General features: G+C 68.0%; 19 protein-coding genes and 1 tRNA gene. 5 read left to right on the top strand and 15 right to left on the bottom strand.

Annotated elements, in window-relative coordinates; all coding sequences use genetic code 11:
* Positions 1-118: 118 nt before the first annotated feature.
* From NU688_RS15710 to NU688_RS15660, 11 genes are all read right to left on the bottom strand, one after another.
* A tRNA-Sec gene (locus NU688_RS15710) sits at positions 119-211 on the bottom strand.
* Positions 212-222: 11 nt separating this feature from the next.
* Positions 223-2,118 (bottom strand): selenocysteine-specific translation elongation factor, encoded by a 1,896-nt coding sequence (gene selB, locus NU688_RS15705; RefSeq protein WP_257861626.1) that lies wholly within the window; start codon positions 2,116-2,118, stop codon positions 223-225.
* 16 nt (positions 2,119-2,134) lie between these two features.
* The gene (locus NU688_RS15700; RefSeq protein WP_257861625.1) at positions 2,135-3,349 is read right to left on the bottom strand and encodes a ferritin-like domain-containing protein; all 1,215 of its coding nucleotides are present in this window, start codon (positions 3,347-3,349) and stop codon (positions 2,135-2,137) included.
* The gene (locus tag NU688_RS15695; RefSeq protein ID WP_257861624.1) at positions 3,315-4,175 is read right to left on the bottom strand and encodes a phosphate/phosphite/phosphonate ABC transporter substrate-binding protein; all 861 of its coding nucleotides are present in this window, start codon (positions 4,173-4,175) and stop codon (positions 3,315-3,317) included. Before NU688_RS15695 ends, NU688_RS15700 begins: the two co-directional genes overlap by 35 nt.
* A 13-nt stretch (positions 4,176-4,188) precedes the next feature.
* Complete coding sequence (locus NU688_RS15690; RefSeq protein ID WP_257861623.1) at positions 4,189-5,304, bottom strand: acyl-CoA dehydrogenase family protein; 1,116 nt, start codon at positions 5,302-5,304, stop codon at positions 4,189-4,191.
* A gap of 35 nt (positions 5,305-5,339) precedes the next feature.
* Positions 5,340-6,788 carry an L-seryl-tRNA(Sec) selenium transferase gene (gene selA / locus NU688_RS15685; RefSeq protein WP_257861622.1) on the bottom strand — a complete coding sequence of 483 codons (1,449 nt, stop codon included), beginning with the start codon at positions 6,786-6,788 and terminating at the stop codon, positions 5,340-5,342.
* Positions 6,788-7,819, bottom strand: a complete 1,032-nt coding sequence (gene fdhE, locus NU688_RS15680; protein ID WP_257861621.1) for a formate dehydrogenase accessory protein FdhE — start codon at positions 7,817-7,819, stop codon at positions 6,788-6,790. Before fdhE ends, selA begins: the two co-directional genes overlap by 1 nt.
* A 177-nt stretch (positions 7,820-7,996) precedes the next feature.
* On the bottom strand, positions 7,997-8,620 hold the full coding sequence (locus NU688_RS15675) for a formate dehydrogenase subunit gamma (protein ID WP_257861620.1): 624 nt from the start codon (positions 8,618-8,620) through the stop codon (positions 7,997-7,999).
* Complete coding sequence (gene fdxH, locus NU688_RS15670; protein ID WP_257861619.1) at positions 8,617-9,597, bottom strand: formate dehydrogenase subunit beta; 981 nt, start codon at positions 9,595-9,597, stop codon at positions 8,617-8,619. Before fdxH ends, NU688_RS15675 begins: the two co-directional genes overlap by 4 nt.
* A gap of 3 nt (positions 9,598-9,600) precedes the next feature.
* A complete protein-coding gene (gene fdnG, locus NU688_RS15665; protein ID WP_257861618.1) occupies positions 9,601-12,678 on the bottom strand; it encodes a formate dehydrogenase-N subunit alpha in 3,078 nt (1,025 codons plus the stop codon).
* Positions 12,679-12,764: 86 nt separating this feature from the next.
* The gene (locus NU688_RS15660) at positions 12,765-13,037 is read right to left on the bottom strand and encodes a hypothetical protein (RefSeq protein ID WP_257861617.1); all 273 of its coding nucleotides are present in this window, start codon (positions 13,035-13,037) and stop codon (positions 12,765-12,767) included.
* A 210-nt stretch (positions 13,038-13,247) separates the two neighbouring features.
* On the opposite strand from NU688_RS15660, the gene NU688_RS15655 reads away from it, so the two are divergent.
* The 4 genes from NU688_RS15655 to NU688_RS15640 all read left to right on the top strand — a co-directional run bounded on the left by NU688_RS15655 (position 13,248) and on the right by NU688_RS15640 (position 19,952).
* A complete protein-coding gene (locus tag NU688_RS15655) occupies positions 13,248-15,764 on the top strand; it encodes an ABC transporter permease (RefSeq protein WP_257861616.1) in 2,517 nt (838 codons plus the stop codon).
* 52 nt (positions 15,765-15,816) lie between these two features.
* The gene (locus NU688_RS15650) at positions 15,817-17,190 is read left to right on the top strand and encodes a cystathionine beta-synthase (protein WP_257861866.1); all 1,374 of its coding nucleotides are present in this window, start codon (positions 15,817-15,819) and stop codon (positions 17,188-17,190) included.
* Positions 17,187-18,374: a PLP-dependent aspartate aminotransferase family protein gene (locus tag NU688_RS15645; RefSeq protein ID WP_257861615.1), complete on the top strand. Its 1,188-nt coding sequence runs from the start codon at positions 17,187-17,189 to the stop codon at positions 18,372-18,374. Before NU688_RS15650 ends, NU688_RS15645 begins: the two co-directional genes overlap by 4 nt.
* Before the next feature lie 114 nt (positions 18,375-18,488).
* Positions 18,489-19,952 (top strand): ATP-binding protein, encoded by a 1,464-nt coding sequence (locus NU688_RS15640; protein ID WP_257861614.1) that lies wholly within the window; start codon positions 18,489-18,491, stop codon positions 19,950-19,952.
* A gap of 38 nt (positions 19,953-19,990) precedes the next feature.
* Here NU688_RS15640 and NU688_RS15635 read toward each other — a convergent pair whose 3' ends face one another.
* The 3 genes from NU688_RS15635 to NU688_RS15625 are packed head-to-tail and all read right to left on the bottom strand — an operon-like array spanning position 19,991 to position 21,536.
* Entirely contained in the window at positions 19,991-20,314 is a 324-nt protein-coding gene (locus NU688_RS15635; protein ID WP_257861613.1) for a type II toxin-antitoxin system RelE/ParE family toxin, read from the bottom strand.
* Positions 20,311-20,583 carry a type II toxin-antitoxin system Phd/YefM family antitoxin gene (locus NU688_RS15630; protein ID WP_257861612.1) on the bottom strand — a complete coding sequence of 91 codons (273 nt, stop codon included), beginning with the start codon at positions 20,581-20,583 and terminating at the stop codon, positions 20,311-20,313. Before NU688_RS15630 ends, NU688_RS15635 begins: the two co-directional genes overlap by 4 nt.
* 32 nt (positions 20,584-20,615) lie before the next feature.
* The gene (locus NU688_RS15625) at positions 20,616-21,536 is read right to left on the bottom strand and encodes a LysR family transcriptional regulator (protein WP_257861610.1); all 921 of its coding nucleotides are present in this window, start codon (positions 21,534-21,536) and stop codon (positions 20,616-20,618) included.
* Between the two features lie 110 nt (positions 21,537-21,646).
* On the opposite strand from NU688_RS15625, the gene NU688_RS15620 reads away from it, so the two are divergent.
* The gene (locus NU688_RS15620) at positions 21,647-23,170 is read left to right on the top strand and encodes an MFS transporter (protein WP_257861609.1); all 1,524 of its coding nucleotides are present in this window, start codon (positions 21,647-21,649) and stop codon (positions 23,168-23,170) included.
* Positions 23,171-23,306: 136 nt separating this feature from the next.
* Here NU688_RS15620 and NU688_RS15615 read toward each other — a convergent pair whose 3' ends face one another.
* On the bottom strand, positions 23,307-24,200 hold the full coding sequence (locus NU688_RS15615) for a LysR family transcriptional regulator (RefSeq protein ID WP_257861608.1): 894 nt from the start codon (positions 24,198-24,200) through the stop codon (positions 23,307-23,309).
* Between the last annotated feature and the right edge of the window lie 35 nt (positions 24,201-24,235).

Below are 24,235 nucleotides of genomic sequence, written 5' to 3'. Positions count from 1 at the left end.
GGAGGGCTGGGGTGGGGGCACGCGGCCGTCGATCAAGCGCTGCCCCATTGCAAGCGCCGCATGCCCCCATCCCAACCTTCCCCCAAAGGGGGAAGGAGCTAGACAAAGACAAAAACGGCGGAAAGGGGAAGGAGTCGAACCTTCCCGGCAGCGACTGGCGCCACCCACTGGGTTTGAAGCCCAGCCGCCCCACCAGGGACGATCCCCTCCCATAAGCGCTGTTCACGGGCTCGCCCCGAACAGCGACGTATCGGGCCGCAGCAGGTGCGTGTCTTTCACGCGCCGCGTATAGCCCACACGATCAAAGAATTCCAGCAACTGGATCGCGCGCTTGCGCCCCAGCCCCGTCGCGTCGCGAAAGCTCGCCGCCTGCAAGCCCTCGGGTTGCGCAAGGCAATCGCGCGCCAGCCCGGCCAGCCGCTCGACGGTCGCCAGCGGATAGTACAAGTCCTTCACCACCTGGAAGGTCTCGCCGCGCCGCGCGAGGCTCGCGAGCGTCTGCCGCACCATCGCCTCGCTCGCGCCGCTGTCCTTGGCGAGGTCGCGCACCCAGGGCGGATCGAAACCGCCATCGGCCAGCTTGGGCAGTAGCTTCTGCGCGAGCTTCTGCTCCACCTCGTTGAGCCGGGCCGCGTGGTCGGGCAGGTGCAGCCAAGTGCCGCTGCGCACCAGTGCGCCGCGCGCGACCAGCGCATCGAGCGCATGGCGCCACAGCGCATCGTCGGTGCGCGGGCCGGCCAGGCGCTTGAGGCGGCGCGCATCGGGGCCGACCTCATCGGGGGCCGTGCGATGGAATTCCCCGAGGCGTTCGGTGATCTGCTCTTCGAGCGCAGCCAGGTGTTCTTGCGCGATGGCCGTGTGCACGATGCGCACCGCATCGCCGGGCAGCGGCAACGCAGCCTCGTCCGCCAGCGAGAGCGCACGCGCCAGCTGCGCGGCATCGACACCGAGCGGTGCGTTGTGCAGCAGCGCCGCTACGCGCGATGCACGTTCGTCGATGGCCCATGCCGCGAGCGTGCGCAGCCGCTCGGGCGTGCGCCGGTAGCGCACCGGTGCAAAGGGATCGAGCACGCGCACGCCCGCCACGGTGCGCGTGGCCGAGGCATCGCGCAGCACGCCGCGGTCGCCGTGCCAGGCGCCGACCTTCTCGCGCAGCACCAGCTGGGCCAGCGCTGTTTCTCCCGGCGCGAGCGCATCGCGATCGAGCAGCGCGACCGAGGCCATCACGTCGCTCGCGCCGAGGTGCGCATGCACCGTCGCGCCAGAGCGCAGCGGCTTGGCCTCGTCGGGCCACAGCGTGAGCAGCACGTCGATGCGGTCGGTCGCGAGCGCGATGGCTGGCGTGCAGACCCAGTTGCCGCGGTGTGCCTCGTCCTTCGTCACACCGGCCAGCGCAAGCGCGCAGCGTTGCCCTGCGTGTGCCGATTCGGATTGCTGGTTCTGCGCATGGATGCCGCGCACGCGCACTGAACGCTCGCCGGGCACAAGCTGTAACTCGTCGCCGATTCGCACCGTGCCTCTGAAGACCGTGCCGGTCACGACAGTGCCAACGCCCGCGAGCGTGAAGGCGCGATCCACGGCCAGGCGAAAGGCGAGGCCGTCTTCGCGTGCATGTTCCTCGCGCGCGACTTCGAGCAGCCGCGCGCGCAGCGCGTCGATGCCCCCGCCGGTGGTGGCTGACACAGCAAGCATTGGTGCGTTCGCCAGCGGCGTGGGTGCGAGCAGCGCTGCGACCTCCGCCCGCACTTCTGCGATCCTCGCCGCGTCCACGCGGTCGATCTTGGTGATCGCCACCGTGGCATCGCGCACGCCGAGCAGCGCGACCACGGCAAGGTGCTCGCGCGTCTGCGGCATCACGCCGTCGTCGGCCGCCACCACGAGCAGCGCATGGTCGATGCCGGTCGCGCCGGCCAGCATGGTGTGCAGCAGGCGCTCGTGGCCCGGCACGTCGACAAAGCCGAGCGACACGCCATCGGGTGCATGCAGGTACGCATAGCCCAGCTCGATGGAAATGCCGCGCCGCTTTTCCTCGGGTAGCCGGTCGGTGTCGACGCCGGTGAGCGCGCGCACCAGCGTGGTCTTGCCGTGGTCGATGTGGCCTGCGGTGCCGATGATCATCGTGGTGCCGGCCTCATCACATGAAGTTGCGCGTGTGCAGCGCGGAGAGCCGCTCCGCCTCGTCGCGGTCGAAGCCCAGTCGCGCGAGGCGTGCACGCCGGCCCGCGGCCATGTCGCGCTGCAGCTGCTGCACGGCCGCGTGGCCGCGCGCGATGGCGCCTGGCGACAGCTCGCCCGCCGCCAGCAACACCAGCGCATCGAACACTTCCTCGTTGAGCCCCGCGGTGCTGGCCAGCGCGTCGTAGCGCACCTCGATCGCGTTGCGCAACTTCGATTGGTAGTCGGGCTGCACCGAAAGCCGGTATTCCAGATGCGCCATGCCGAAGGCCACGTGCCGCGCCTCGTCGCGCGCGGTGAGCCGCGCGATCTGCCGTGTCACAGGGTCGGGCGCGTTCGCCTGCAGGAAGTTCAGCAGGTTCACGAAGCTGCCCTCACCCAGCACGGCGAGCAAGAAGGTGGCGACCGAGAAATCCGGTGCGTCGAACAGCGTGCGCAGCGATGCCTGTCCGCCCGCCGTCGACAGCGCGGGCTCGTGGCCGCGCAGCGTGGCGCGCCGTGTGAAAACCTCGACATGCCGCGCCTCGTCGGCGCACTGCAGCGCCAACAGTTGCAGCACTTCGCGAAAGTGCGGGTGGATCTGCCCGAGGTGACGCGCGGGTACCAGCAGCGCAGCGTTCTCGTTCTCGATGAGGTACGTCATCACCTGCACCACGGCGGCTTCGATGGCAGGCGGCAGGTCGAACTCGGCATCCCAATCGATGGCGGTGGCCGGGTCCCACTGGGCGGCCGCGGCCTGCCGGTAGAGCTCGCCCGCCGTCGCGGCCCAGAGTTCGTGGCGGCGGTGCAATGCGAAGAAGAAGTTCGGACTGCCCGCCTCGACGGTGGCGCCGCGCGCGGCCAGCCCCCACCCGGCTTCGGCGTCCTCCGCGGGCGCGCCGTTGATGTCGCCAAGCGCGGTGCCCGTCGACTGCGCATCGCGCCAACGGCCTTCGGCATGCGGGCCCCGCGTGATGCGGGCTTGCGGCCGTCCCTCCACGGTGTCGAAGCGCAGCGGATGCCCCTGGCTGCGGCACCAGGCTTCGAGATGCATCTCCCAGTCCGGCGAGCGCCCACGCACCTGCAGCTCGCCCCCCACCGGCCGTTCGGCCAGTGCGCGGCGAATGAGCAGCAGGGCGCCCTGGTCCAGGCCCAGCGACTCAATATCGATAGTCGGGGTTGAGGATGGCGCCATCGCGGCTGTAGAAGTTCTCGTCGTCCACCGCGCGTTCGAGCAGCGCATAGCCGCTGGTGCGGCCGGTGCGCCATTCGCGCAAGCCCTCGAGTTCGAGCAGCGGCCGCACCTGCGGGTCGTCCCAGCGCATCGCCATCAGCAGCGAGACGAAGCGCTCGATCAGCTCGGCGGGTGCGTCGGGGCTGGTGGTGAAGTTGCAGTGGTCGTAGGCACCGGTGCGCGCGATGACGCGCGTGCTGCCCGAGGGCAGCGTGCCGTCGAGCCCGAAGGCCAGGTGGTTGCCGTCGATGAGGCAGCAGGCATCGACCTCGCCCGCCATCAGCGCCACCGCCGCATCGCGCTCGCCGCCGATGTGGTCGCCATGCTTGCCGCCGAGCACATCGAAGTAGCGCAGCAAGAAGTCGCGCGGCTTCACGAGGCCTTCGCTACGCAGGTGATCCAGCGGGATCAGCGTGGCCTGCGGCGAATCGAGTGCGCCCATGCCCACGGTCTTGCCGCGCAGGTCGGTCAGCGTCTGCACGGGGCTGTCGGCGCGCACGACGATGGCCGAGCGCAGGTCGCAGTCGGTGTCGCGCATCGCCACGGCCTGCACCTGCTGGCCGCGGCTGCGCGCGATGCGGTCGGCGCGCACCCAGGCGAGCGGCGAGTTCCACGCGAGATGCAGCGTGCCGTCGAACTGCGCCTCGACCTGGCGCTCGTAGTTCGAATACAGCACGTAGTCGAAGGGCAGGCCGTTCTTCACGAAGAAGGCCTTGAAGCCCTCCCAGATGGTGACGACCTTGGGCGCGTAGGCGACCGCGCCCATGATCAACGTCGGTTCGGACATTGCGATCGGCCTTTCAGAACAACGGCAGGCCGGTGATGGCCTTGCCGATGAAGTCGTAGAGCACGTCGGAGGTCGGTGCCATCACGCTCGATGCGCGCGCATCGCGGAACAGCCGCTCGATGCCGGCCTCCTTGCGGAAGGCCGCACCGCCGCACACGCGCATGGCGATGTCGGTCACTTCGAGCGCGGTTTCTGCTGCGGCCGCCTTCACTTCGAGCACGCGCAGCATGGTGTCGGCACGACCCGCGCCGATGGCGGCCACGGTGTCGTCGAGCAGCGTCTGCACCATGTCGGTCTTGATGCGGGCGCGTGCGAGATAGGCGCGGATGGTGGGCAGGTCGGCCAGCGACGAATCGAGGTGCACATGCTTCGTCTGACTCACATGGCCGATGGCGCGGCTCAATGCGCCTTCCATGAGGCCGACGGAGCACGCCGCGCTGAGCACGGAGAACCAGGGCAGCACCACGCCCATCATCGTGTCGAAGCCCTTGCCGTCTTCACCCAGGCGTGCGTCGGCGCCGATGCGCACGCCCTTCGCGGTGATCGGCGTGGAGGCATTGCCGCGCAGGCCCAGCCCGTCGAAGCGGCCGGGCTGGGTAAGGCCGTCGGACTTCGCATCGACGAGCCACAGCGTGCTCGCGCCGTCGGCCGCGAGCGGCTTGCTCGACCAGACGTAGCTGTCGGCCTCGAAGGCGGAGGTGACCCAGCTCTTGCGCGCATCGAGCACCACGTTCGTGCCGTTCGCGCGGGCAGTGCCCGTGGGTGCCCAGAAGTGACTGCGCGAATCGGCTTCGGAAAAAGCGAGGGTGCTCAAGTGCTTGCCTTGGGCGATGGCCTTGCGCACGGCCTCGGGACCTTGCTGCTCCAGCACGGCCGTGGCGCAGTAGTGCATGCACACCACCATCGCGGTGGAAGGACAGGTCTGCGCGATGCGCGAGACCACCTGCGCGGCCTCCTTCAGGCCAAGACCCTGGCCGCCGACCGACGTGGCCGAGACCAGCCCGAGCAGGCCCGCCTTGCCCAAGGCCTCGATCGTCTCTCGCGGAAAGCGAGCCTCGCTGTCGGTGCGCAGGGCCAAGGGCTGCAGCGTTTCCGTTTCGATACCGGCGAGCACGTCGAGGGGGTTCATCGCTTTCTCCTGAGGGTTGAGGTTGAGGAAGGGAACTACACCAGCCGCTCGCGCAATTCGTCGAGCTGGGCTGTGAAGGGGGCGCTGTCTTCGAGGCAGCGCAGGTCGAGAAGAAGGCGGTCTTCCGCGATGCGGCCGATCACCGGGAGCGGCAAGCTGCGCAGAGCCGTGGCGAGCTTGTCGAGCGCCGTGCCCAGGCCCTTCTTCGCGGTGCCGGCCGGTGCGAGCGCGAGGCCGGCCGAAGGCAGGCGCTCCACCGGCAGCGAGCCCGAGCCGATCTGGCCCAGCAGCGGCACCACTTCGACGGTGAAGCGCGGCGACACGGCGGCCTGAACGGCAGGCAGCAGCGCTTCGGCCATCTCGCGGATCGCATCGGCGGGGCGCGTCAGCAGGCGCAGCGTCGGCAGGTCTTTCGCAAGGCGCTCGGGCCGCAGGTACAGCGAGAGCGTGGCTTCGAGCGCGGCCAGCGGCAGCTTGCTCATGCGCAACGCGCGCTTCATCGGGAACTTGCGGATGCGGCCCACGGCCTCCTTGCTGCCCACGATGAGCCCGGCCTGCGGGCCGCCCAGCAGCTTGTCGCCAGAGAAAGTGACCACGTCGCAGCCGGCCGCGAGCATCTCCTGCGGCAGCGGCTCGCGCGGCAGACCGTAGTGCGCGAGGTCGACGAGCGAGCCGCTGCCGAGGTCCGTGGCCAGCGGCACGCCGCGCGCATGCGCGATGCCGGCGAGCGTGGCCTCGTCGACCGCGGCGGTGAAGCCCTGCACCGCGTAGTTGCTGGTGTGCACCTTCATCACGAGCGCGGTCTGCGCGTTGATGGCGCGTTCGTAGTCCTGTGGGTGCGTGCGGTTGGTGGTGCCCACTTCGACCATGCGCGCACCGGCGCTGGCCATCACGTCGGGCATGCGGAAGGCGCCGCCGATCTCGACGAGTTCGCCACGCGAGACGATCACTTCGCGGTCACGCGCGAGCGCCGCGATAGTGAGCAGCACAGCGGCCGCGTTGTTGTTGACCACCGTCGCGGCCTCGGCGCCGGTGATGGTGCAGAGCAGTTCCTCGACCAGCGAATCGCGGTCGCCGCGGCTGCCTGTGGCGAGGTCGTATTCGAGGTTGTTGGGCGAAGTCATCACTGCGAGCAGCCGCTGCAGCGCGGCATCGGCCAGCAGCGCGCGGCCGAGGTTGGTGTGGATGACGGTGCCGGTGAGGTTCAGTACGGCGCGCATGCGCGGTGCGAGGCGCCCTTGCACGCGGGCGGCGAGTGCGGCGCCGAGTGAGTCGGGCTGAACTTCCAATGCAGCGAGTTTGCCGGCCAGGGCGCGTGCGCGAAGCCCTTCGAGCAACGCGCGCGCTTCACTGACAACGAGGGTGTGGCCATGCTCGGCCAGCAAGGCGCGCGGCGCATCGGCGCGCAGCAGTTGATCGACAGAAGGCAGATCCTGGGGCCTTGCCGTCGAGCCGTGGACCACGGACTCTTCGGGCGCTGCCATCAGCCGCCTCCGCCGTCGTCGAGGATTTCTTCGGGGTCGCCGAAGAGAAGCATCAGGTTGTGGCCGCTGCGCTGGTGGCCGGCCTCGGAGACGAGCAGGTCGAGCGTGACGCTGGCGAGGTCGTCCGCGACGGGCTCGACCTCGGGGTCTCGCTCCATCGCGATCTGCTTGAGGTAGTGGCCGCAGCTGTCGCAGCACTCGGCCTTCACCGCGCCCTCGCGCGCACCGGTGGCGGGCAGCTCGATGCCGGGCTCCGGCGTGAGCGATTCGAAGTGGATGCCCTTGGTGCTTTCGCAGTGCGTGCACTTGATGCGCACGTAGTGCCACTCGGTGCTGCACAGCGAGCAGTGCAGGTAGCGAAAGCCCGCCTCGTCGGCGCCGATGCGCGTGATGCTCGCGGTGGGGGCGCTGCCGCAACAGGGGCACTCGTTGCCGGGGTCGGTGCGGCCATAGATGTTCTCCCCGTTGCGCTCGGCCACCTGCAGCACGAGCTGCGTCCAGTAGGCCTGGAGACCAGAGGCGATCAGCGGCGCCGCGGCCAGGTCGAGCCCGAACATGATGCGGCGCGAGAGCAGGTCGGCCTGCTGGTCGAGCCAGGCGTCGTCGGCGGCCACCACGCGGTCGAGCGTGTCACGCGCGGCGCCTTCGGGCAGGCGTGCGCGGAAGAGGCCCAGCAGTCGTCGAAGCTGCACGCGCCACACCGCATCGCGCGTCCAGCCGAAGGCGGGCATCGGCGGCTTCAGCACTTTCGCGGCGGCCTCGAGCGCTTCGGATTCGGGGAGCGATACAGGCGGATAGTTCTGCAGCACCTGGTGCTGCGCCTGCGCGAGGTCGGCGATGAAGATCAGGTACTCGCGCATCGGGTGCGAGGCCGCGAGCTGGCGCAGCCGCAACTGCCGGTCGGAGAACACCGCGGCGCGCACCGGCAGGCGCAGGAACGGCATCTGCCGCCCGGCCTGCATCGCGATCTGTTCGGGATCGAGAACGCGTGTGGTCCGGATCGGCGGTGGGGTGCCGGTGGAACTGCTCATTCAGGCGACTCTACAGCGATTCATTCGAATGTCGATGCATGAAAAACCCATGGCCGTCAGAAGGGAGTGCTTGTTCGTGGAACACCGCGGAACCGGCTTTGCCGGGCCGCTGGTGTTGCCCCCGGAAGGGGGTTGGAGAAGCGACACGAAGTGCGCGAAGCCTGGGGGAGAGCCTATTTATTCACCGCGCGTCATTTTGCGATGCCACAACGGGTGGTTCAGCTTGGCCCATCCTTCGGTGACGGTGCCGCGCGTCATCGCCCGGATGCTGCCCTTGACCCACAGCGCGGCATAGATGTGCGTGATGACCGAGAGGATCAGCACCACGGCCGAGACCGCATGCACGACCACCGCGATGCGCCGGAGCAGGATCGGGAAGAAGCCGACGAACCACGGGCTCCAGAACATGAAGCCCGTCACCAGCAGCAGCAACAGGCTGATGCCGAAGGCCCAGAACACCAGCTTCTGCCCGGCGTTGTACTTGCCGACCGGCGGCATGCTCGACTTGTCGCCCTTGAGCATCTTCGGCGCGTTCTTGACCCACTCGCGATCGCCGCTGTCCAGGATGTTCTCGCGCCACATGGTGAAGAACAGGAACGCGAAGCCCAGCACCATCAGCAGGCCCATGAAGGGGTGCAGGATGCGCGTCCACTGCCCGCCGCCGAACAGCGTGCTCAGGAAGAACAGGCTCGGGTGAAAGAAGGCCAGCCCCGAGAGCGCGGCCGCGAAGAACATGATCGCGACGAACCAGTGGTTCATGCGGGTGGCGTCGCGGTAGCGGCGAAGGTAGTAGCGGGTCATCGCGTGTCTCCTCGGGCTTCAGTCGCGCGGGGTGCTGCCGTCGTCGTGGCCGGCGGCGCCTCGATCACCACCACGTCGTCGGGCTTGCCATCCGCGTCGGCATCCGGGTGCTCGTCCTTGGGCTCGATGGGGCCGGTCTTCATGTAGTGGAAGAAGCTGCCGACCACCGCGCCGATCATCGCGACCATCGCGAGCGGCTTGGCCACGCCCTTCCAGAGCGACACCAGCGGGCTGATGTGCGGGTCCTTCGGCAGGTTGGCGTACAGGCCCGGGCGGTCGGCGTGCTGCAGCACGTACATGACGTGCGTGCCGCCGACGCCGGCCGGGTCGTACACGCCGGCGTTGGCGAAGCCGCGGTCCTTCAGGTCGACGATGCGTTCCGAGGCGTACTCGTGCATGTCTTCCTTGGTGCCGAAGTGCAGCGCGCCGGTGGGGCAGGCCTTCACGCAGGCCGGCTCCAGGCCCACACCCACGCGGTCGGAGCACAGCGAGCACTTGTAGGCCTTGTTGTCGGCCTTGCTGATGCGCGGCACGTCGAACGGGCAGCCGGTCACGCAGTTGCCGCAGCCCACGCAGTGTTCGCTGATGAAGTCGACGATGCCGTTGCTGTACTTGACGATCGCGCCCGGCGCCGGACAGGCCTTCAGGCAGCCGGGGTCGTCACAGTGCATGCAGCCGTCCTTGCGGATCAGCCATTCGAGCTTGCCGGCCTCGGGCTCGACCTCCGAGAAACGCATCACGGTCCACGAGGCGGGCGTGAGGTCGTTCGGGTTGTCGTAGGTGCCGTGCACCGTGCCGACATCGTCGCGCAGGTCGTTCCACTGCATGCACGCGACCTGGCAGGCCTTGCAGCCGATGCAGGTCGACACGTCGATCAGCTTGGCCACCTCCTGCACCTGCGGGCGGCTGCGGATGTCGGGCGACGGCGTGGTGGTGGCCGAGCGGGCGGCGATGTCGAGGGTTTGAAGGGAAGACATCGCTCAGGCCTTTTCGATGTTCACAGTGAACGACTTGTACTCAGGCGTCTGCGTGTTCGCATCGCCCACGAAAGGCGTCAGCGTGTTCACCAGGTACCCGGGCTTCGCGATGCCCACGAACCCCCAGTGGTTCGGCAGCCCCACCGTGTGCACCGTGCGCCCATCGACCTGCAGCCCGACGATGCGTTTGGTCACCAGCGCCACCGCCTTGATGTGACCGCGCTTGCTCCACACCTTCACCATGTCGCCGTTGGCGATGCCCTTGTCCTTTGCAAGCTCCTCGCCGATCTCGACGAACTGCTGCGGCTGGATGATGGCCGAGGTGCGCACGTTCTTCGTCCAGTAGTGGAAGTGCTCGGTGAGCCGGTAGCTGGTCGCCACGTACGGGAAGTCCTTCGGCACGCCCAGGCGTTCGAGGTCGCCCTTGAAGATGCGTGCCGCGGGATTGGCGCGCGCCTTCGGGTTGTTCGGGTGCATCAGGTTGTTGACCAGCGGCGATTCGAAGGGCTCGTAGTGCTCGGGCAGCGGACCCTCGGCCATGCCGGTGGGCGCGAAGAGCCGCGCCACGCCTTCGGCCGTCATGATGAAGGGGCGCACTGCCTCGGCCTCCATCGGGTTCGCGTCGGGCCGGATGTCGGGCACGTCGGCGCCTGACCACGCCTTGCCGTTCCACGCGATGAGGCTGCGCCTGGCGATCCACGCCTTGCCGGTGGCCGGGTCGGTCGAGGCGCCGTTGTAGAGAATGCGCCGGTTCGCCGGCCACGCCCACGCCCAGTTCTGCACCATGCCGATACCGTAGGGGTCGGCGTTGTCGCGCCGCGCCATCTGGTTGCCGGCCTGGGTCCAGGCGCCGGTGTAGATCCAGCAGCCTGCGGCGGTTGAACCGTCGTCGCGCAGGAGGCCGAAGCCCGGGAGCTGTTCGCCGGCCTTGGCCAGCGGCGGCTTGGTCGGGTCCTTCGGGTCGAGCAGGTCGGTGAGCGCGCGGCCGTTGTATTCCATCGCCAGCTCTTGCGCCGAGGGCGAATGCGGAATCTTGTAGGGCCACGTCAGCTTGACGATCGGATCGGGGAACGCACCGCCATCCTTGATGTAGGCCTGGCGGATGCGGTTGTAGATGCCCGCCACGATCTCGATGTCGCCCTTGGCCTCGCCCGGCGGCTCCGCGCCCTTCCAGTGCCACTGCAGCCAGCGGCTGGAGTTGGTGAGCGAGCCGTCTTCCTCCGCGAAGCAGGTCGATGGCAGGCGGAACACCGTGGTCTGGATGTCGGTGGTCTTGACGTCGTTGAACTCGCCGAAGTTGCGCCAGAACTCGCTGGTCTCGGTCTGCAGGGGGTCGATGGTGACAAGGAACTTGAGCTTGGAGAGCCCGTCGATGATCTTCTTCTTGTCCGGGAACGAGCCCACCGGGTTGAAGCCCTGACAGATGTAGCCGTTGAGCTTGCCCTGGTTCATGAGCTCGAAGGCCTGCAGGATGTCGTAGAGCTTGTCGATCTTGGGCAGGTAGTGGAAGGCCCACTCGTTATCGGCCGTGGCCGCGTCGCCCCACCACGACTTCTGCATGCTGACGAAGAACTTGGGGTAGTTCTGCCAGTAGCTCATCTGGTTGGGGCGCAGCGCCTTCAGCGCACGGGTCTTGTAGTAGTCGGGCAGGTTCTGTTCGCTGTCCCGCGCGAGCGACATGTAGCCGGGCAGCGAGTTCGACAAGAGCCCCAGGTCCGTGAGGCCCTGGATGTTGCTGTGGCCGCGCAGCGCGTTCATGCCGCCGCCGGGCACGCCGATGTTGCCCAGCAGCAGCTGCACGATGGCGCCGGTGCGGATCATCTGCGAGCCCTGGCTGTGCTGCGTCCAGCCGAGCGCGTACATGATGGTCATGGTGCGCGTAGGCGTGCTGGTGCTCGCGATGTACTCGCAGACCTTGAGGAACTTGTCCTGCGGCGTGCCCGTGATGCGGCTCACCAGTTCGGGCGTGTAGCGCGAATAGTGCCGCTTCATCACCTGCAGCACGCACTGCGGGTCCTGCATGGTCATGTCGACCTTGGCAAAACCGGCTTCGTCGAGCGCGTAGCCCCACGACTTGTTGTCGTAGTTGCGCTTCTCGGCGTTGTAGCCGCTGAAGAGGCCGTCTTCGAACTTGTAGTCAGGCCCGACGATGAACGGCGCGTTGGTGTAGTTGCGCACGTACTCCGTCTGGATCTTGTCGTTGCTCAAGAGGAAGTTGACGACCCCCGCGAGGAACGCGATGTCCGAGCCCGCGCGCACCGGTGCGTAGTAGTCGGCCACGGCGGCCGAGCGCGTGAAGCGCGGGTCCACCACGACAAGGCGCGCCTTGTTCTGCTTCTTGGCCTCGATGACCCACTTGAAGCCGCACGGATGCGCCTCCGCGGCATTGCCGCCCATGATCAGCACGACATCCGCGTTCTGGATGTCCTGCCAATGGTTGGTCATCGCACCGCGTCCGAACGTCGGGGCCAGACTGGCCACCGTAGGTCCGTGTCAAACGCGTGCCTGGTTGTCGAACACCAGCATCCCGGTCGAGCGGAATGCCTTGTGCGTGATGTATCCGGTTTCGTTGGACGAGGCCGAGGCGCAGAGCATGCCCGAGCTGGTCCAGCGGTTGACGGTCTTGCCGTCGGCGTTGGTGGTCTGGAAGTTGGCGTCGCGGTCGGCCTTGAGCAGCTTGGCGATGCGGTCCAGGGCCTCGTTCCAGCCGATGCGCTTCCACTCGGTGCTGCCGGCCTCGCGCACTTCGGGGTACTTCAGCCGCATCGGGCTGTGCACGAAGTCCAGCAGGCCCGCGCCCTTGGGGCACAGCGTGCCGCGGTTCACAGGGTGGTCGGCATCGCCCTCGATGTGGAGGATGTCGGACACCACGTTCTTCGCCTTGTCGCCCAGGCTGTACATGATGAGCCCGCAGCCCACCGAGCAGTACGGGCAGGTATTGCGGGTCTCGGTGGTGCGCGCGAGCTTGAAGTTGCGCGCCTCGGCCAGCGCCGCAGTCGGCGAGAAGCCGAGCGCGACGATGCTCGAGCCGATCAGGCCCGCGCTGCTGACGCGGAAGAATTGCCGGCGGCTTATGTCCATGACATCACCTCCTGCACAGCTGAAGTGGGTTGTTTCATCGTGGTCTTCTTCTGTTTTGCGTGGAAAAGAGAAATGGGCCGGCTGCTCTATTTGGGTGCCGTGCCATCGCCACCGCTCGGCGCAGGCGTGCCGCCAGTCGGGGCGCCGCCCTGGCCGCTCATGCCGCCGACGGCTGCGCCGCCTTCGGACGGGCCTTTGTGGGCGGAGGTGGGATCGACCTTGTCACCGGAGTCGGCGGGCTTGACGGCACTGGGGCTGGCACCAGACGAAGAGGCTGCGCCCGCTGCCGACGTCGTCGGCTTGGGATCGCAGGCAGTCAACAGCAAACCAAGGGCCAGGCAAAGGCCGACGGTTTGCAAGCGCTGACATCGTGACATCGACACTCCTTGTGGGGGAAGGCGGTCCGGCTGTTTTGGTGGCTTCCGTTGTCACCGGCGGGGCAGCCCCGATGCGGTAACTGGATGCTTTTTTCGCATCATGCGACAGCATGCCGCCGCGATCAAGGGCTGCGAGGGCGCAATAACCCTTGAATCCGCCTGTGGCCTTAGGCGTCGGCTATCGTTCGCGCCATGACCGACTCCCTCCGCCTTGGCTGGCGCACCCTCTGGCGCGACCTGCGCGCCGGCGAGCTGCGCCTCTTGATCGTTGCCGTGCTGCTGGCCGTGGCCGCACTCACGGCGGTCGGCTTCTTCGCCGACCGGCTGCAGGGCGGATTGAAGCGCGATGCGCGGCAACTGTTGGGCGGCGATGCGGTGATCGTGAGCGACAACCCGACGCCCGATGCCTTCGTGGCACAGGCGAAATCGCTGGGCCTCGAAGGCACCAGCACCTACGGTTTTCCCACCATGGCACGGGCCGACGATGTGCAGGGCGGCGCGAGCAAGCTCGTGGCGTTGAAGGCCGTGACCGCGGGGTATCCGCTGCGCGGCAGCCTGCAGACCTCGACCACCTTCACGGGGCCGGGCACGGTCACGCGCGACATCCCGCCGGCCGGCGAGGTGTGGGTCGATGCCTCGCTGCTCGATTCGCTGGGTCTCAAGATCGGCGACCCGCTGCTGCTGGGCGACACCAGCCTGCGCGTGGGCCGCGTCATCACGCTGGAGCCCGACCGCGGCGCCGGCTTCATGAGCTTTTCGCCGCGCGTGATGCTCAACCAGGCCGACGTGGCGCGCACCGGGCTCGTGCAGCCAGCCAGCCGCGTGGGCTATCGCTATGCGGTGGCGGGCAGCGATGCGGCGGTCAAGCGCTTCACCGACTGGGCCGAGGCCAGCATCAAGAAGGGCGAGCTGCGCGGCGTGCGGCTCGACTCCTTCGAAGGCGGCCGGCCCGAAATGCGCCAGACGCTCGAACGTGCCGAGAAATTCCTGAGTCTGGTCGCGCTGCTCGCGGCGCTGCTGTCGGCCGTGGCCGTGGCGCTGGCCGCGCGCGGCTTCGCGGCCAGCCACCTGGACGACTGCGCAATGCTGCGCGTGCTCGGCCAGAGCCAGCGCACCATCGCGATGGCCTATGCCTTCGAGTTCGCGGTGATCGGCGTCGTGGCGAGCAGCATCGGCGTGGCCATCGGCTTCGCGGTGCACTACGTGTTCGTGCTGCTGCTGGCCGGGTTGGTCGAGACCGCGCTGCCCGCCGCCACGCTGTGGCCGGTGGCCTTCGGCCTCGGCATGGGGCTCACGCTGCTGTTCGCCTTCGGCCTGCCGCCGGTGCTGCAGCTCGCGCGCGTGCCGCCGCTGCGCGTGATCCGGCGCGACGTGGGCGGGCTCAAGCCCGCATCGCTGGCGGTGCTCGGTATCGGCGTGGCGGGCTTTGCTGCGCTGCTGATGGCGGCGAGCAGCGACATCACGCTCGGCCTCATCGCGGTCGGCGGCTTCGCGGGTGCGGTGGCTGTGTTCGCGCTCTTGAGCTGGCTCGCGGTGAAGGTGCTGCGCCGCAGCGTCAACGAAACCACCGCACCGCGCTGGCTGGTGCTGGCCACGCGACAGATCTCGGCGCGGCCCGCCTATGCCGTGGTGCAGGTCAGCGCGCTCGCAGTCGGCCTGCTGGCGCTGGTGCTGCTCGTGCTGCTGCGCACCGACCTCGTCGCCAGCTGGCGCAAGGCCACGCCACCCGATGCGCCGAACCGCTTCGTCATCAACGTGATGCCGGACCAGAGCGATGCCTTCCAGAAGTCGCTGCGCGATGCGGGCGTGGGCAAGTTCGACTGGTACCCGATGATTCGCGGCCGCCTTATCGCGGTCAACGACAAGCCGGTGACCCCCGACGACTACATCGAAGACCGCGCCAAGCGCCTGGTGGACCGCGAGTTCAACCTCAGCAACGCCATGGAGGCGCCTGCGCACAACAGCATCACTGCGGGCGCATGGAAGCCCGGCACCGCGGGTGAGGTGAGCGTCGAAGAAGGCCTGGCCGACACGCTGGGCCTCAAGCTCGGCGACACGCTGCGCTTCGACATCGGTGGCATGCAGAACGACGCGCGCATCACGTCGCTGCGCAAGGTCGACTGGGGCTCGATGCACGCCAACTTCTTCGTGATGTACACGGTGGCCTCGCTGCCCGACGTGCCGGTCACCTACATGGGCGCCTTCCGCGCGCCCGAGACGCGCGGCTTCGACAACGCGCTGGTGCGCACCTACCCCAACGTGACCAACGTGGACATGAGCGCGACCATCAACCAGGTGCAGCGCGTGCTCGACCAGGTGATCCGCGCGGTCGAATTTCTGTTCGGCTTCACGCTCGCGGCGGGGCTGGTGGTGCTGTTCGCCGCGGTGACGGCCACGCGCGAAGAGCGCGCGCGCGAGTTCGCGGTGATGCGTGCGGTCGGCGCGCGCGCGAGCCTGTTGCGGCAGGTGCAGCGCGCCGAGCTGATCGGCGTCGGTCTGCTCGCGGGCTTTCTCGCGAGCATCGTGGCCTCGGTGATCGGCTGGGGGCTCGCGCGCTATGTGTTCGAGTTCACCTGGACCGCATCGCCGCTCGTGCCCGTCGCGGGCGCGCTGGCCGGCGCGGTGCTCGCGCTGGCGGCGGGATGGTGGGGCTTGCGTGATGTGCTGCGCCGGCCGGTGGTCGAAACGCTGAGGCGCGCGGCGGAGTAAAGCTGAATCGCGATCGTGCGGAAGGCTGGCACCAACAGGAGCTGACATGGCGATGACGACCGAGACGCGACCCGCGGTGCTGGACCTGATCGGCAATACGCCGCTGGTCCAGGTCACGCGGCTGGATACGGGCCTGTGCACCCTGTTCCTCAAGCTCGAATCGCAGAACCCCGGCGGCTCCATCAAGGACCGCGTCGGCCTCGCGATGATCGAGTCGGCCGAGCGCGACGGGCGCCTTGGCCCCGGCGGCACGGTGGTCGAGGCCACGGCCGGCAACACCGGGCTGGGCCTGGCGCTGGTGGCGCGCGCCAAGGGCTACCGCGTGGTGCTGGTGGTGCCCGACAAGATGTCGACCGAGAAGGTGCTGCACCTGAAGGCACTCGGCGCCGAAGTCCACATCACGCGCTCCGACGTGGGCAAGGGCCACCCCGCCTACTACCAGGACTACGCGGCAAGGCTCGCGAAGGAGATTCCTGGCGCCTTCTTCGCCGACCAGTTCAACAACCCCGACAACCCGCTCGCGCATGCGTCGAGCACCGGCCCCGAGATCTGGCAGCAGTGCGGCCACGATCTCGATGCCATCGTGGCGGGCGTCGGCTCCGGCGGCACCATCACCGGCCTCACGCGCTACTTCCGCACGGTGCAGCCGGCGCTTTTCTTCGTGCTGGCCGATCCCGCGGGCTCGGTGGTCGCGGAGTACACGCGCAGCGGCACCATCGGCGAGGCGGGCGCATGGGCCGTCGAAGGCATCGGGGAGGATTTCATTCCGTCCATTGCCGACCTCTCGGGCGTGAAGAAGGCCTATTCAATCAGCGACGAGGAGAGCTTCGGTGCCGCGCGCGAACTGCTGCGCGCCGAGGCCATCCTGGGCGGATCTTCCACCGGCACGCTGCTGGCCGCGGCGCTGCGCTTCTGCCGCGAGCAGACGAAGCCGCTGCGTGTCCTGAGCTTCGTCTGCGATACCGGGACGCGCTATCTCTCGAAGGTCTACAACGACCAGTGGATGCTCGACCAGGGGCTGCTCGCGCGCCAGCGCTTCGGCGATCTGCGCGATGTGGTCTCGCGCCGCTTCGAGGACGGCAGCGTGATCAGCGTCGGCCCCGGGGACACGCTGCTCACGGCCTTCCAGCGCATGCGGCTGGCCGACGTGTCGCAATTGCCGGTGCTTGAAGACGGACGGCTGGTCGGCGTGATCGACGAGTCCGACCTGCTTCTGGGCGTGCATGCGGATGCCGACCGCTTTCACACGGAGGTGCGCAGCGCCATGACCGACGTGCCCGAGACGCTGCCGCCGGACGCCAGCCTGGGCGAACTCGAAGCCGTGCTCGACCGCGGCCTGGTGGCGATGATTGCCGACGAGGCCGGCTTTCATGGCCTCATCACCCGTGTCGACCTTTTGAATCACCTGCGCAGGAGCCTGAAATGAGCCAAGACACTTCCGACACTCGCCGGGCCGGTTTCGCCACCCGCGTGATCCACGCCGGCCAGTCGCCCGACCCGACGACGGGCGCGATCATGCCGCCCATCTACGCGACCTCGACCTACGTGCAGCAGAGCCCCGGCGTGCACAAGGGCCTGGACTACGGCCGCTCGCACAACCCGACGCGCTGGGCGCTGGAGCGCTGCGTGGCCGATCTCGAAAACGGCTCCGCGGCCTTCGCCTTCGCTTCCGGACTGGCCGCCATCTCGACCACGCTCGAATTGCTGGACGCCAACTCGCACATCGTCTCCGGCGACGACGTCTACGGCGGCACCTTCCGTCTGTTCGAGCGGGTGCGCACACGCAGTGCCGGCCACCGCTTCAGCTTCGTCGACCTGACCGATCCGGCCAGGCTGCTGGCCGCACTGCAGCCCGACACGCGCATGGTGTGGGTCGAGACGCCGACCAATCCGCTCTTGCGCCTGGCCGACCTGCGCGCCATCGCCGACATCTGCCGCGAGCGCGGCATTCTCTGCGTGGCCGACAACACCTTTGCGAGCCCCTGGGTCCAGCGCCCGCTGGACCTCGGTTTCGATGTGGTCGTGCACTCGACCACCAAATACCTCAACGGTCATTCGGACGTGATCGGCGGCGTGGCCATCGTCGGCCGCGAAGCGCGGCACGCGCCGCTGCGGGAGCAGCTGGGTTTTCTGCAGAACTCGGTGGGCGCCATCGCGAGCCCCTTCGACAGCTTCCTCACGCTGCGCGGGGTGAAGACCCTGGCGTTGCGCATGGAGCGGCATTGCAGCAGCGCGCTTGCGCTCGCGCAATGGCTGGAAAGCCAGCCGCAGGTCGCGCGCGTGCACTACCCGGGCCTGGCCTCGCATCCGCAGCATGAGCGGGCCAGGCGCCAGATGAACGGCTTCGGCGGCATGATCTCGATCGACCTGCGCACCGACCTCGCCGGCGCGCGGCGTTTTCTCGAGGCGGTGCAGATATTTGCGCTGGCCGAGAGCCTTGGCGGCGTCGAGAGCCTGATCGAGCACCCGGCCATCATGACCCACGCCACCATTCCGGTCGAAACCCGTACCCGGCTCGGCATCGGCGACGGGCTCGTCAGGTTGTCGGTGGGCGTCGAAGACCTGGAAGACCTGCGCGCTGACTTGCAGCAGGCGCTGCAAAAAATCTGAGGGGCTGGGCCGGCGGCGCGGCCGGGTAATTTTTCTTTTCGCGGGAAGAGGAGGGCCGGGAATGCAATACATTCCCCGACCCTGCAATCATTCATTCGAAGAGAACTCCCTTTCATGCGCTTGGCGTCATTCCAGATCACCAACTTTCGCTCGATCAACGACAGCGGCCCCATCGACTCCACACAGATCACGGCGATCCTCGGTCGAAATGACAGCGGCAAATCGAACCTGCTGCGCGCGCTCCACAGCCTGAACCCGGCCGAAGGCCTGGCCGAACTCAGCCCGATCAAGGACTTTCCGCGGCACCGCCGCCTCGAAGAATGCCAAGGCGACACGCCCGTCGTCGCGACGCGCTGGGCGCTCGACGACAACGAGCGCGCCGAACTCAAGGCGATCCTTCCGCGCGCATCGGACGTGCGCCACGTCACCGCCGGCCGGGGCTACGCCGCGACGCGCTGGACCGGCTTCGAAGGCCTCGGCGAACTCTCGCTCGATGTGTCGGACATCAAAGGCAAGGTCCGCAAGATCGTGCCCGCCGTCAAGGCCGCGGCCGAGAAGGTCGCCGAAGCCGCCCGCGCCACGCTGGAGCAGGAGGCCGATGCATTCGACGCCGCGATGATCCCGAGCCCCGACTACATCCGGTGGTCGGAAGGCGCGGTGAGGGCGCTGCAGGCCTTGCGCAAGGCGATGGCCGTCGCGGATGCCGAGCTCAGCGACAAGCAGGAGCAGATGCTGGTCGAACTCGAGGACATGGCCCACGCGATCGCCAACGACACGCCCGCGCTCGCGAAGGCGAAGCAATGGGTGCTCGAAAAACTGCCGCGCTTCGTCTACGTGGACGAATACCCCGCGCTGCCCGGCCGCCAGAACATTGCCGACTACCTCGTTCGCAAGGGCTGGGGCCAGGCGACGCCCGAGCAGCGCAGCTTCGAGAAGCTCTGCAAGGTCGCGGGCCTCGATCCGCAGCAGCTGCAGGAGCTGCTGGAGAAGAACGACCAGGCCACGCGCAACCAACTCGTGAACCGCGCCGGCTCGGTCGTCACGTCCGAGATCCGCCGCGTGTGGAAAGACCGCGAGCTCAAGGTCCGCTTCAACCTCGACGGGCCGTACATGGACACGCTGGTGTCCGACCCGAACGGCGCCTACGAGGTCGAAGTGAACCTCGACGAGCGCAGCCGCGGCTTCCAGTGGTTCTTCTCGTTCTACATCACGTTCTTTGCGGACACGCGGGGCGCGGGCGATGCGATCCTGCTGCTGGACGAGCCCGGCCTGCACCTGCATGCGCATTCGCAGGCCGACCTGCTCGCGCACTTCGAGCAGGACTTCGGCAACCAGATCGTCTACACGACGCACTCGCCGTTCATGGTGCCCACGCACCGGCTGGACGCGGTGCGCACGGCGAGCATGAGCGAGGCCTCGGGGACGACGGTGAGCAACAAGGCGGAGGGGGATGCGCGGACGCTCTATCCGTTGCAGGCGGCGATTGCGCTGAGCCGGATGGGGAGTGCTGTCCCCGTCGAGGCATCATCCGGAACCGTCAGCGAGCAGGCGGAGAGTCAGCTGGCGTACGTGGCGTAAGCCACGTCGTACCCCTCAGGCAGCGGAGACGCTCGATCTCAAACGGCGCCAACCATGCGCCGCATGAGCAGACCCTTCAGATCTCTTCGCGTGTCGCAGACGATGTGGATGTAAGCGACATCCACTCGCACCTCGTAAATGATGCGGTTCATGCCTGAGATGACTTGCCGGTACTGGGCCGCGTTCAGGTTTTCCAGTTCCTCCGGAATCCGGCCTGCCTGGGGATGCGCTTCGATCATTGCGACGGATTGCTTGATCTTTTCGTAGCTCGCCGCCCAGATGTCCGTGCCGAAGTTCTTGATGAGGTAGCGCCTCAGGTCCTTCAGGTCGGCCTCGGCGGAACGCAGGAACACAACCTTCATGGGGCGTCTTCTTTGTCCAACTCGGCGAACACGTCGTCCGCAGACCTGAATTGGCCCTGCTCGATTTCGCGATTGCCGAGCGCCAGGACTTTCAGGAGCGCGAGGGTCGCTTCGTGTTCTTCGTAGGAGCGGACATCCATCACCACGAGCTTGGCCTCGCCGTTCTGGGTAATGACCATGGGCTCGCGGGTGTCCGAGAGGGTCTTCACGATGTCCGCGGCATGGCTCTTGAGATAGCTGATGGGCTTGACCTGCGTGGAGAAATTCATTGCGCTCACCCTGTGGTTATCGATCGAACTGATTATGGTCTGAATTCAGTCTTGGTTGGCCGCATGGCTGCGCCGTCTTCCTTGAACATGTGCTCCCCCGCAAAGTCCACGAACGCCCTGACCTTCGGCGACAACTGCCGGCTCGACGACCACAGCGCCGAGAACTGCCCCTGGCGCACGAGGTGCGTCTCGAGCACGCGCTGCAGTTCGCCGCGGCAGAGCGAATCGCGCGCGAGGAAGTCGGGCATGTAGGCCACGCCGAGGCCGGCCACGGCCGCGCCGAGCATGGCTTCCATGTTGTTGCACAACAGGCCGGGCGGCAGCTGCGCGGGCAGGCCCGGCAGGTCCCAGTCCTCGATCTTTCCGCCGGTCACGAACTTGTAGCGCAGGCAACTGTGCCGGGCGAGGTCGGCCGGCACCTGCGGCACGCCGTGTTCTGCCAGGTAGGCGGGCGAGGCGACGAGCACGAAGTTGAACGGACCGAGCCGGCGCGCCACGAGTTGCGAGTCGCCGAGTTCGCCGCTGCGGATCGCCACGTCCACGCCCTCGGCGATCACGTCGACCAGGCGGTCGTTGAAATCGAGGTCGAGTTCGATCTCGGGAAAGCGCGCCTTGAAGGCCGGCAGGATCGGCAAGAGGAAGCGATAGCCGATGGTCGGCAGACTCACGCGGAGGCGCCCTCTGGGGGCTGCGACCGCGTCCTGCATCATCGCCCGCGCATCGTCGAGCTCGTCGAGGATGCGCCGGCAGCGCTCGTGGAACATCGCGCCTTCCTCGGTCAGCCGCACGTGCCGCGTGGTGCGGTTGAAGAGCCTGAGGCCCAACTGCTGTTCGAGCCGCGCGACGTTCTTGCCCACGGCCGAGGCCGAGATGCCCAGCAACCGCCCTGCCTTGGCAAAGCTCAACAGGTCGGCCGCCCGCACGAAGGATTCGAGTCCGCTGAAGCTGTCCATGGATTAACAACCTTGGGTTGGGAGTGTGTGGATCAATGGCGCCATTTTCATTCCATTGATTCCTTTCTATCTTCTGTGGCTCCTTCCTCCCTTCTGCGTGAAAGCCCTCGATGTCATCGCCTTCCGACAACAAGAACTGGCTGCTGGCCGCCGTCTGCTTGGCGGCTTTGGGCATGCCATTGAGCTTCACCGGCCCGGCGGTGGTGTTGCCCGCGATCCGCGATGCGCTGGGCGGCAGCCCGGTGCAACTCAACTGGGTGACCAACGCCTTCATGCTGAGCTTCGGTGCGACGCTGATGGCGGCGGGCGCGCTGGCCGATGCCTACGGCCGCAAGCGCGTCTTCCTCATGGGGCTCGCGGTGGTCGCGCTCAGCAGTTCGTTGCTGACGCTCGCGCCCGGCATCGTCGCCTTCGATCTCGCGCGCGCCCTGCAGGGGCTGGGCTCGGCGGCCGCGTTCGCATCCGGCACGGCGGCGTTGGCGCAGGTGTTCGACGGCGCGGCGCGCACGCGGGCGTTCAGCTTCATCGGCACCTCGTTCGGCGTGGGGCTGTCGTGCGGCTCGATCCTCTCGGGCTGGCTTGCCGAGAGCTTCGGCTGGCAATCTGTGATGCTGAGTCCGGGCGCGATCAGCCTCGTGGCGCTGTGCATCGCCTCGCCGAGCATGCGCGAGTCGAGCAACCCGCACGCCATGGGGCTCGATGTACCCGGCACGGTCACCTTCACCGCCGCGCTGACGCTGCTCACGCTCGGCGTGCTGCAGGCGCCCGACAGCGGCTGGGGCAGCCCGTGGGTGATCGGCGCGCTGGCCGGCGCGGCGCTGACGGGCGCGGCCTTCATCGCCATCGAGCGGCGCGTGGCGCATCCGATGCTCGACCTGTCGCTGTTCCGCTTTCCGCGCTTCGTCGGCGTGCAGTTGCTGGCCGCAGCGCCGGCCTATGGTTTTGTCGTGCTGCTGGTGTTGCTGCCGATCCGCTTCATCGGGCTGGAAGGGCGCAGTGCGATGGAGGCGGGCGTGTTCATGTTCGCGCTCTCGGGGCCGATCCTCGTGGTGCCGACGCTGGCGGCTTCGCTCGCACATCGGTTCTCGGCGGGCGTGATCTCGGCCGTGGGGCTGCTGGTGTGCGCGGCGGGGTTGCTCTGGCTCAGCTACTGCGCGCCGGGCACGCCGCTGCACGCGATCGTGTGGCCGCTGCTCTTGATCGGCGCGGGCATCGGCCTGCCGTGGGGCCTGATGGACGGGCTCGCGGTAAGCGTGGTGCCGCGCGAGCGCGCGGGCATGGCGTCGGGCATCTTCAACACGGTGCGGGTGGCGGGAGAGGGCATCGCGCTCGCGCTGGTGGGAGCGGGGTTGACGGCGCTGGTCGCGCTGCAACTGGCGCGATTGCCGGCGCATCCCGGTGCGACATCGCAAGCGGCGCAGCGGGTGACGACGGGTGACCTGTCGCAGGCGCTCGCGCAGCTGCCGGGCGTGGACCGCGCGGCGCTGCTGCATGCGTATGGCGCGGCGTTCGGCACGCTGCTGTGCGTGCTGGCTGGGGTGACTGTGTTGACGGCGCTGGTGGTGTTCGTGTTCCTGCGCGGCGAGACGCACGCCGAGGCGGGTGCGGTGGCGTTGGAATCATCAGCCTGCTGAATGCGCGTCTTGCTCCTTCCCCTTCCGGGGGAAGGCTGGGATGGGGGCACGCGGCCTTCGCAAGGCTGCTGGTGCTTGATGCGCCGCTGGCCCCCACCCCAACCCTCCCCCGGAAGGGGAGGGAGCAAGGCAGGGGTCAGGCCTCGGCCGCCTCGAAGATGTCCCGTAGCCACTGCGTGAACACACGCACGCGCGACGACAGCTGGCGGTTCTGCGAGTACAGCACCGACACGGGCATCGGCGGCGGCGCGAAATCGGGCATCAGCACCTTCAGCCGGCCGTCCGCCAACTCGGCCGCCACGCGGTAGCGCGGCACCTGCACGAGCCCGAGCCCCGCAACCGATGAGCCCGTGTAGAGATCGGTGCCGGTCACCGAGACGGTCGCCGGCAGGTCCACGGTCGTCAGCCGTCCATCGACCGTGAATTCGAGCGGCACTACCTTGCCCGTGCCGCTGGAGATGTAGTTGACCGCGCGGTGCGAAGCCAGCGCTTCCATGCTCTCCGGCTCGCCGTACTTCGTGAGGTAGTCGGGGCTCGCGACCGTCACCTGCGGCAGCAGCGCGACGCGGCGCCCGACCATCGACGAGTCCTGCAGCGTGCCCGCGCGCAGCACGCAGTCGACACCTTCGCGCACGAGGTCGACCAGCCGGTCGTCCTCGCCGATGTGCAGTTGCAGCTCGGGGCAGCGCGCCAGAAAGCCGGGCAGCGCCGGCACCACGAAGTGCCGCGCGAGCGTGCCCTGCAGGTTCACGCGCAGCAGGCCCTTGGGCGCCTCGTTGCGAAACGATCCCTCGGCCTCTTCCATGTCGGCCAGGAGGCGCACGCAGCGGCGGTAGTAGGCCTCGCCGTCCTGCGTGAGGCGCACGGTGCGGGTGGTGCGCTCCAAGAGGCGCGTGCCGATGCGCTCTTCCATGCGCTTGATGAGCGTGGTGACGGTGGCGCGCGGGATCTGCAGGTCTTCGGAGGCCTGCGTGAAGCTCTGGCGCTCGGCGATGCGCACGAAGGCCTGCATTTCCTGGAAGCGGTCCATGGGGCGTCTTGCAGTCTATTGTTTAAGTAAATGGA

The sequence above is a fragment of the Variovorax sp. ZS18.2.2 genome (genome assembly GCF_024701975.1).
GTDB lineage: Bacteria > Pseudomonadota > Gammaproteobacteria > Burkholderiales > Burkholderiaceae_C > Variovorax.
The sequence above is the reverse complement of the archived record's forward strand: the minus strand, read 5'-3'. Positions and strand labels throughout refer to the sequence as shown.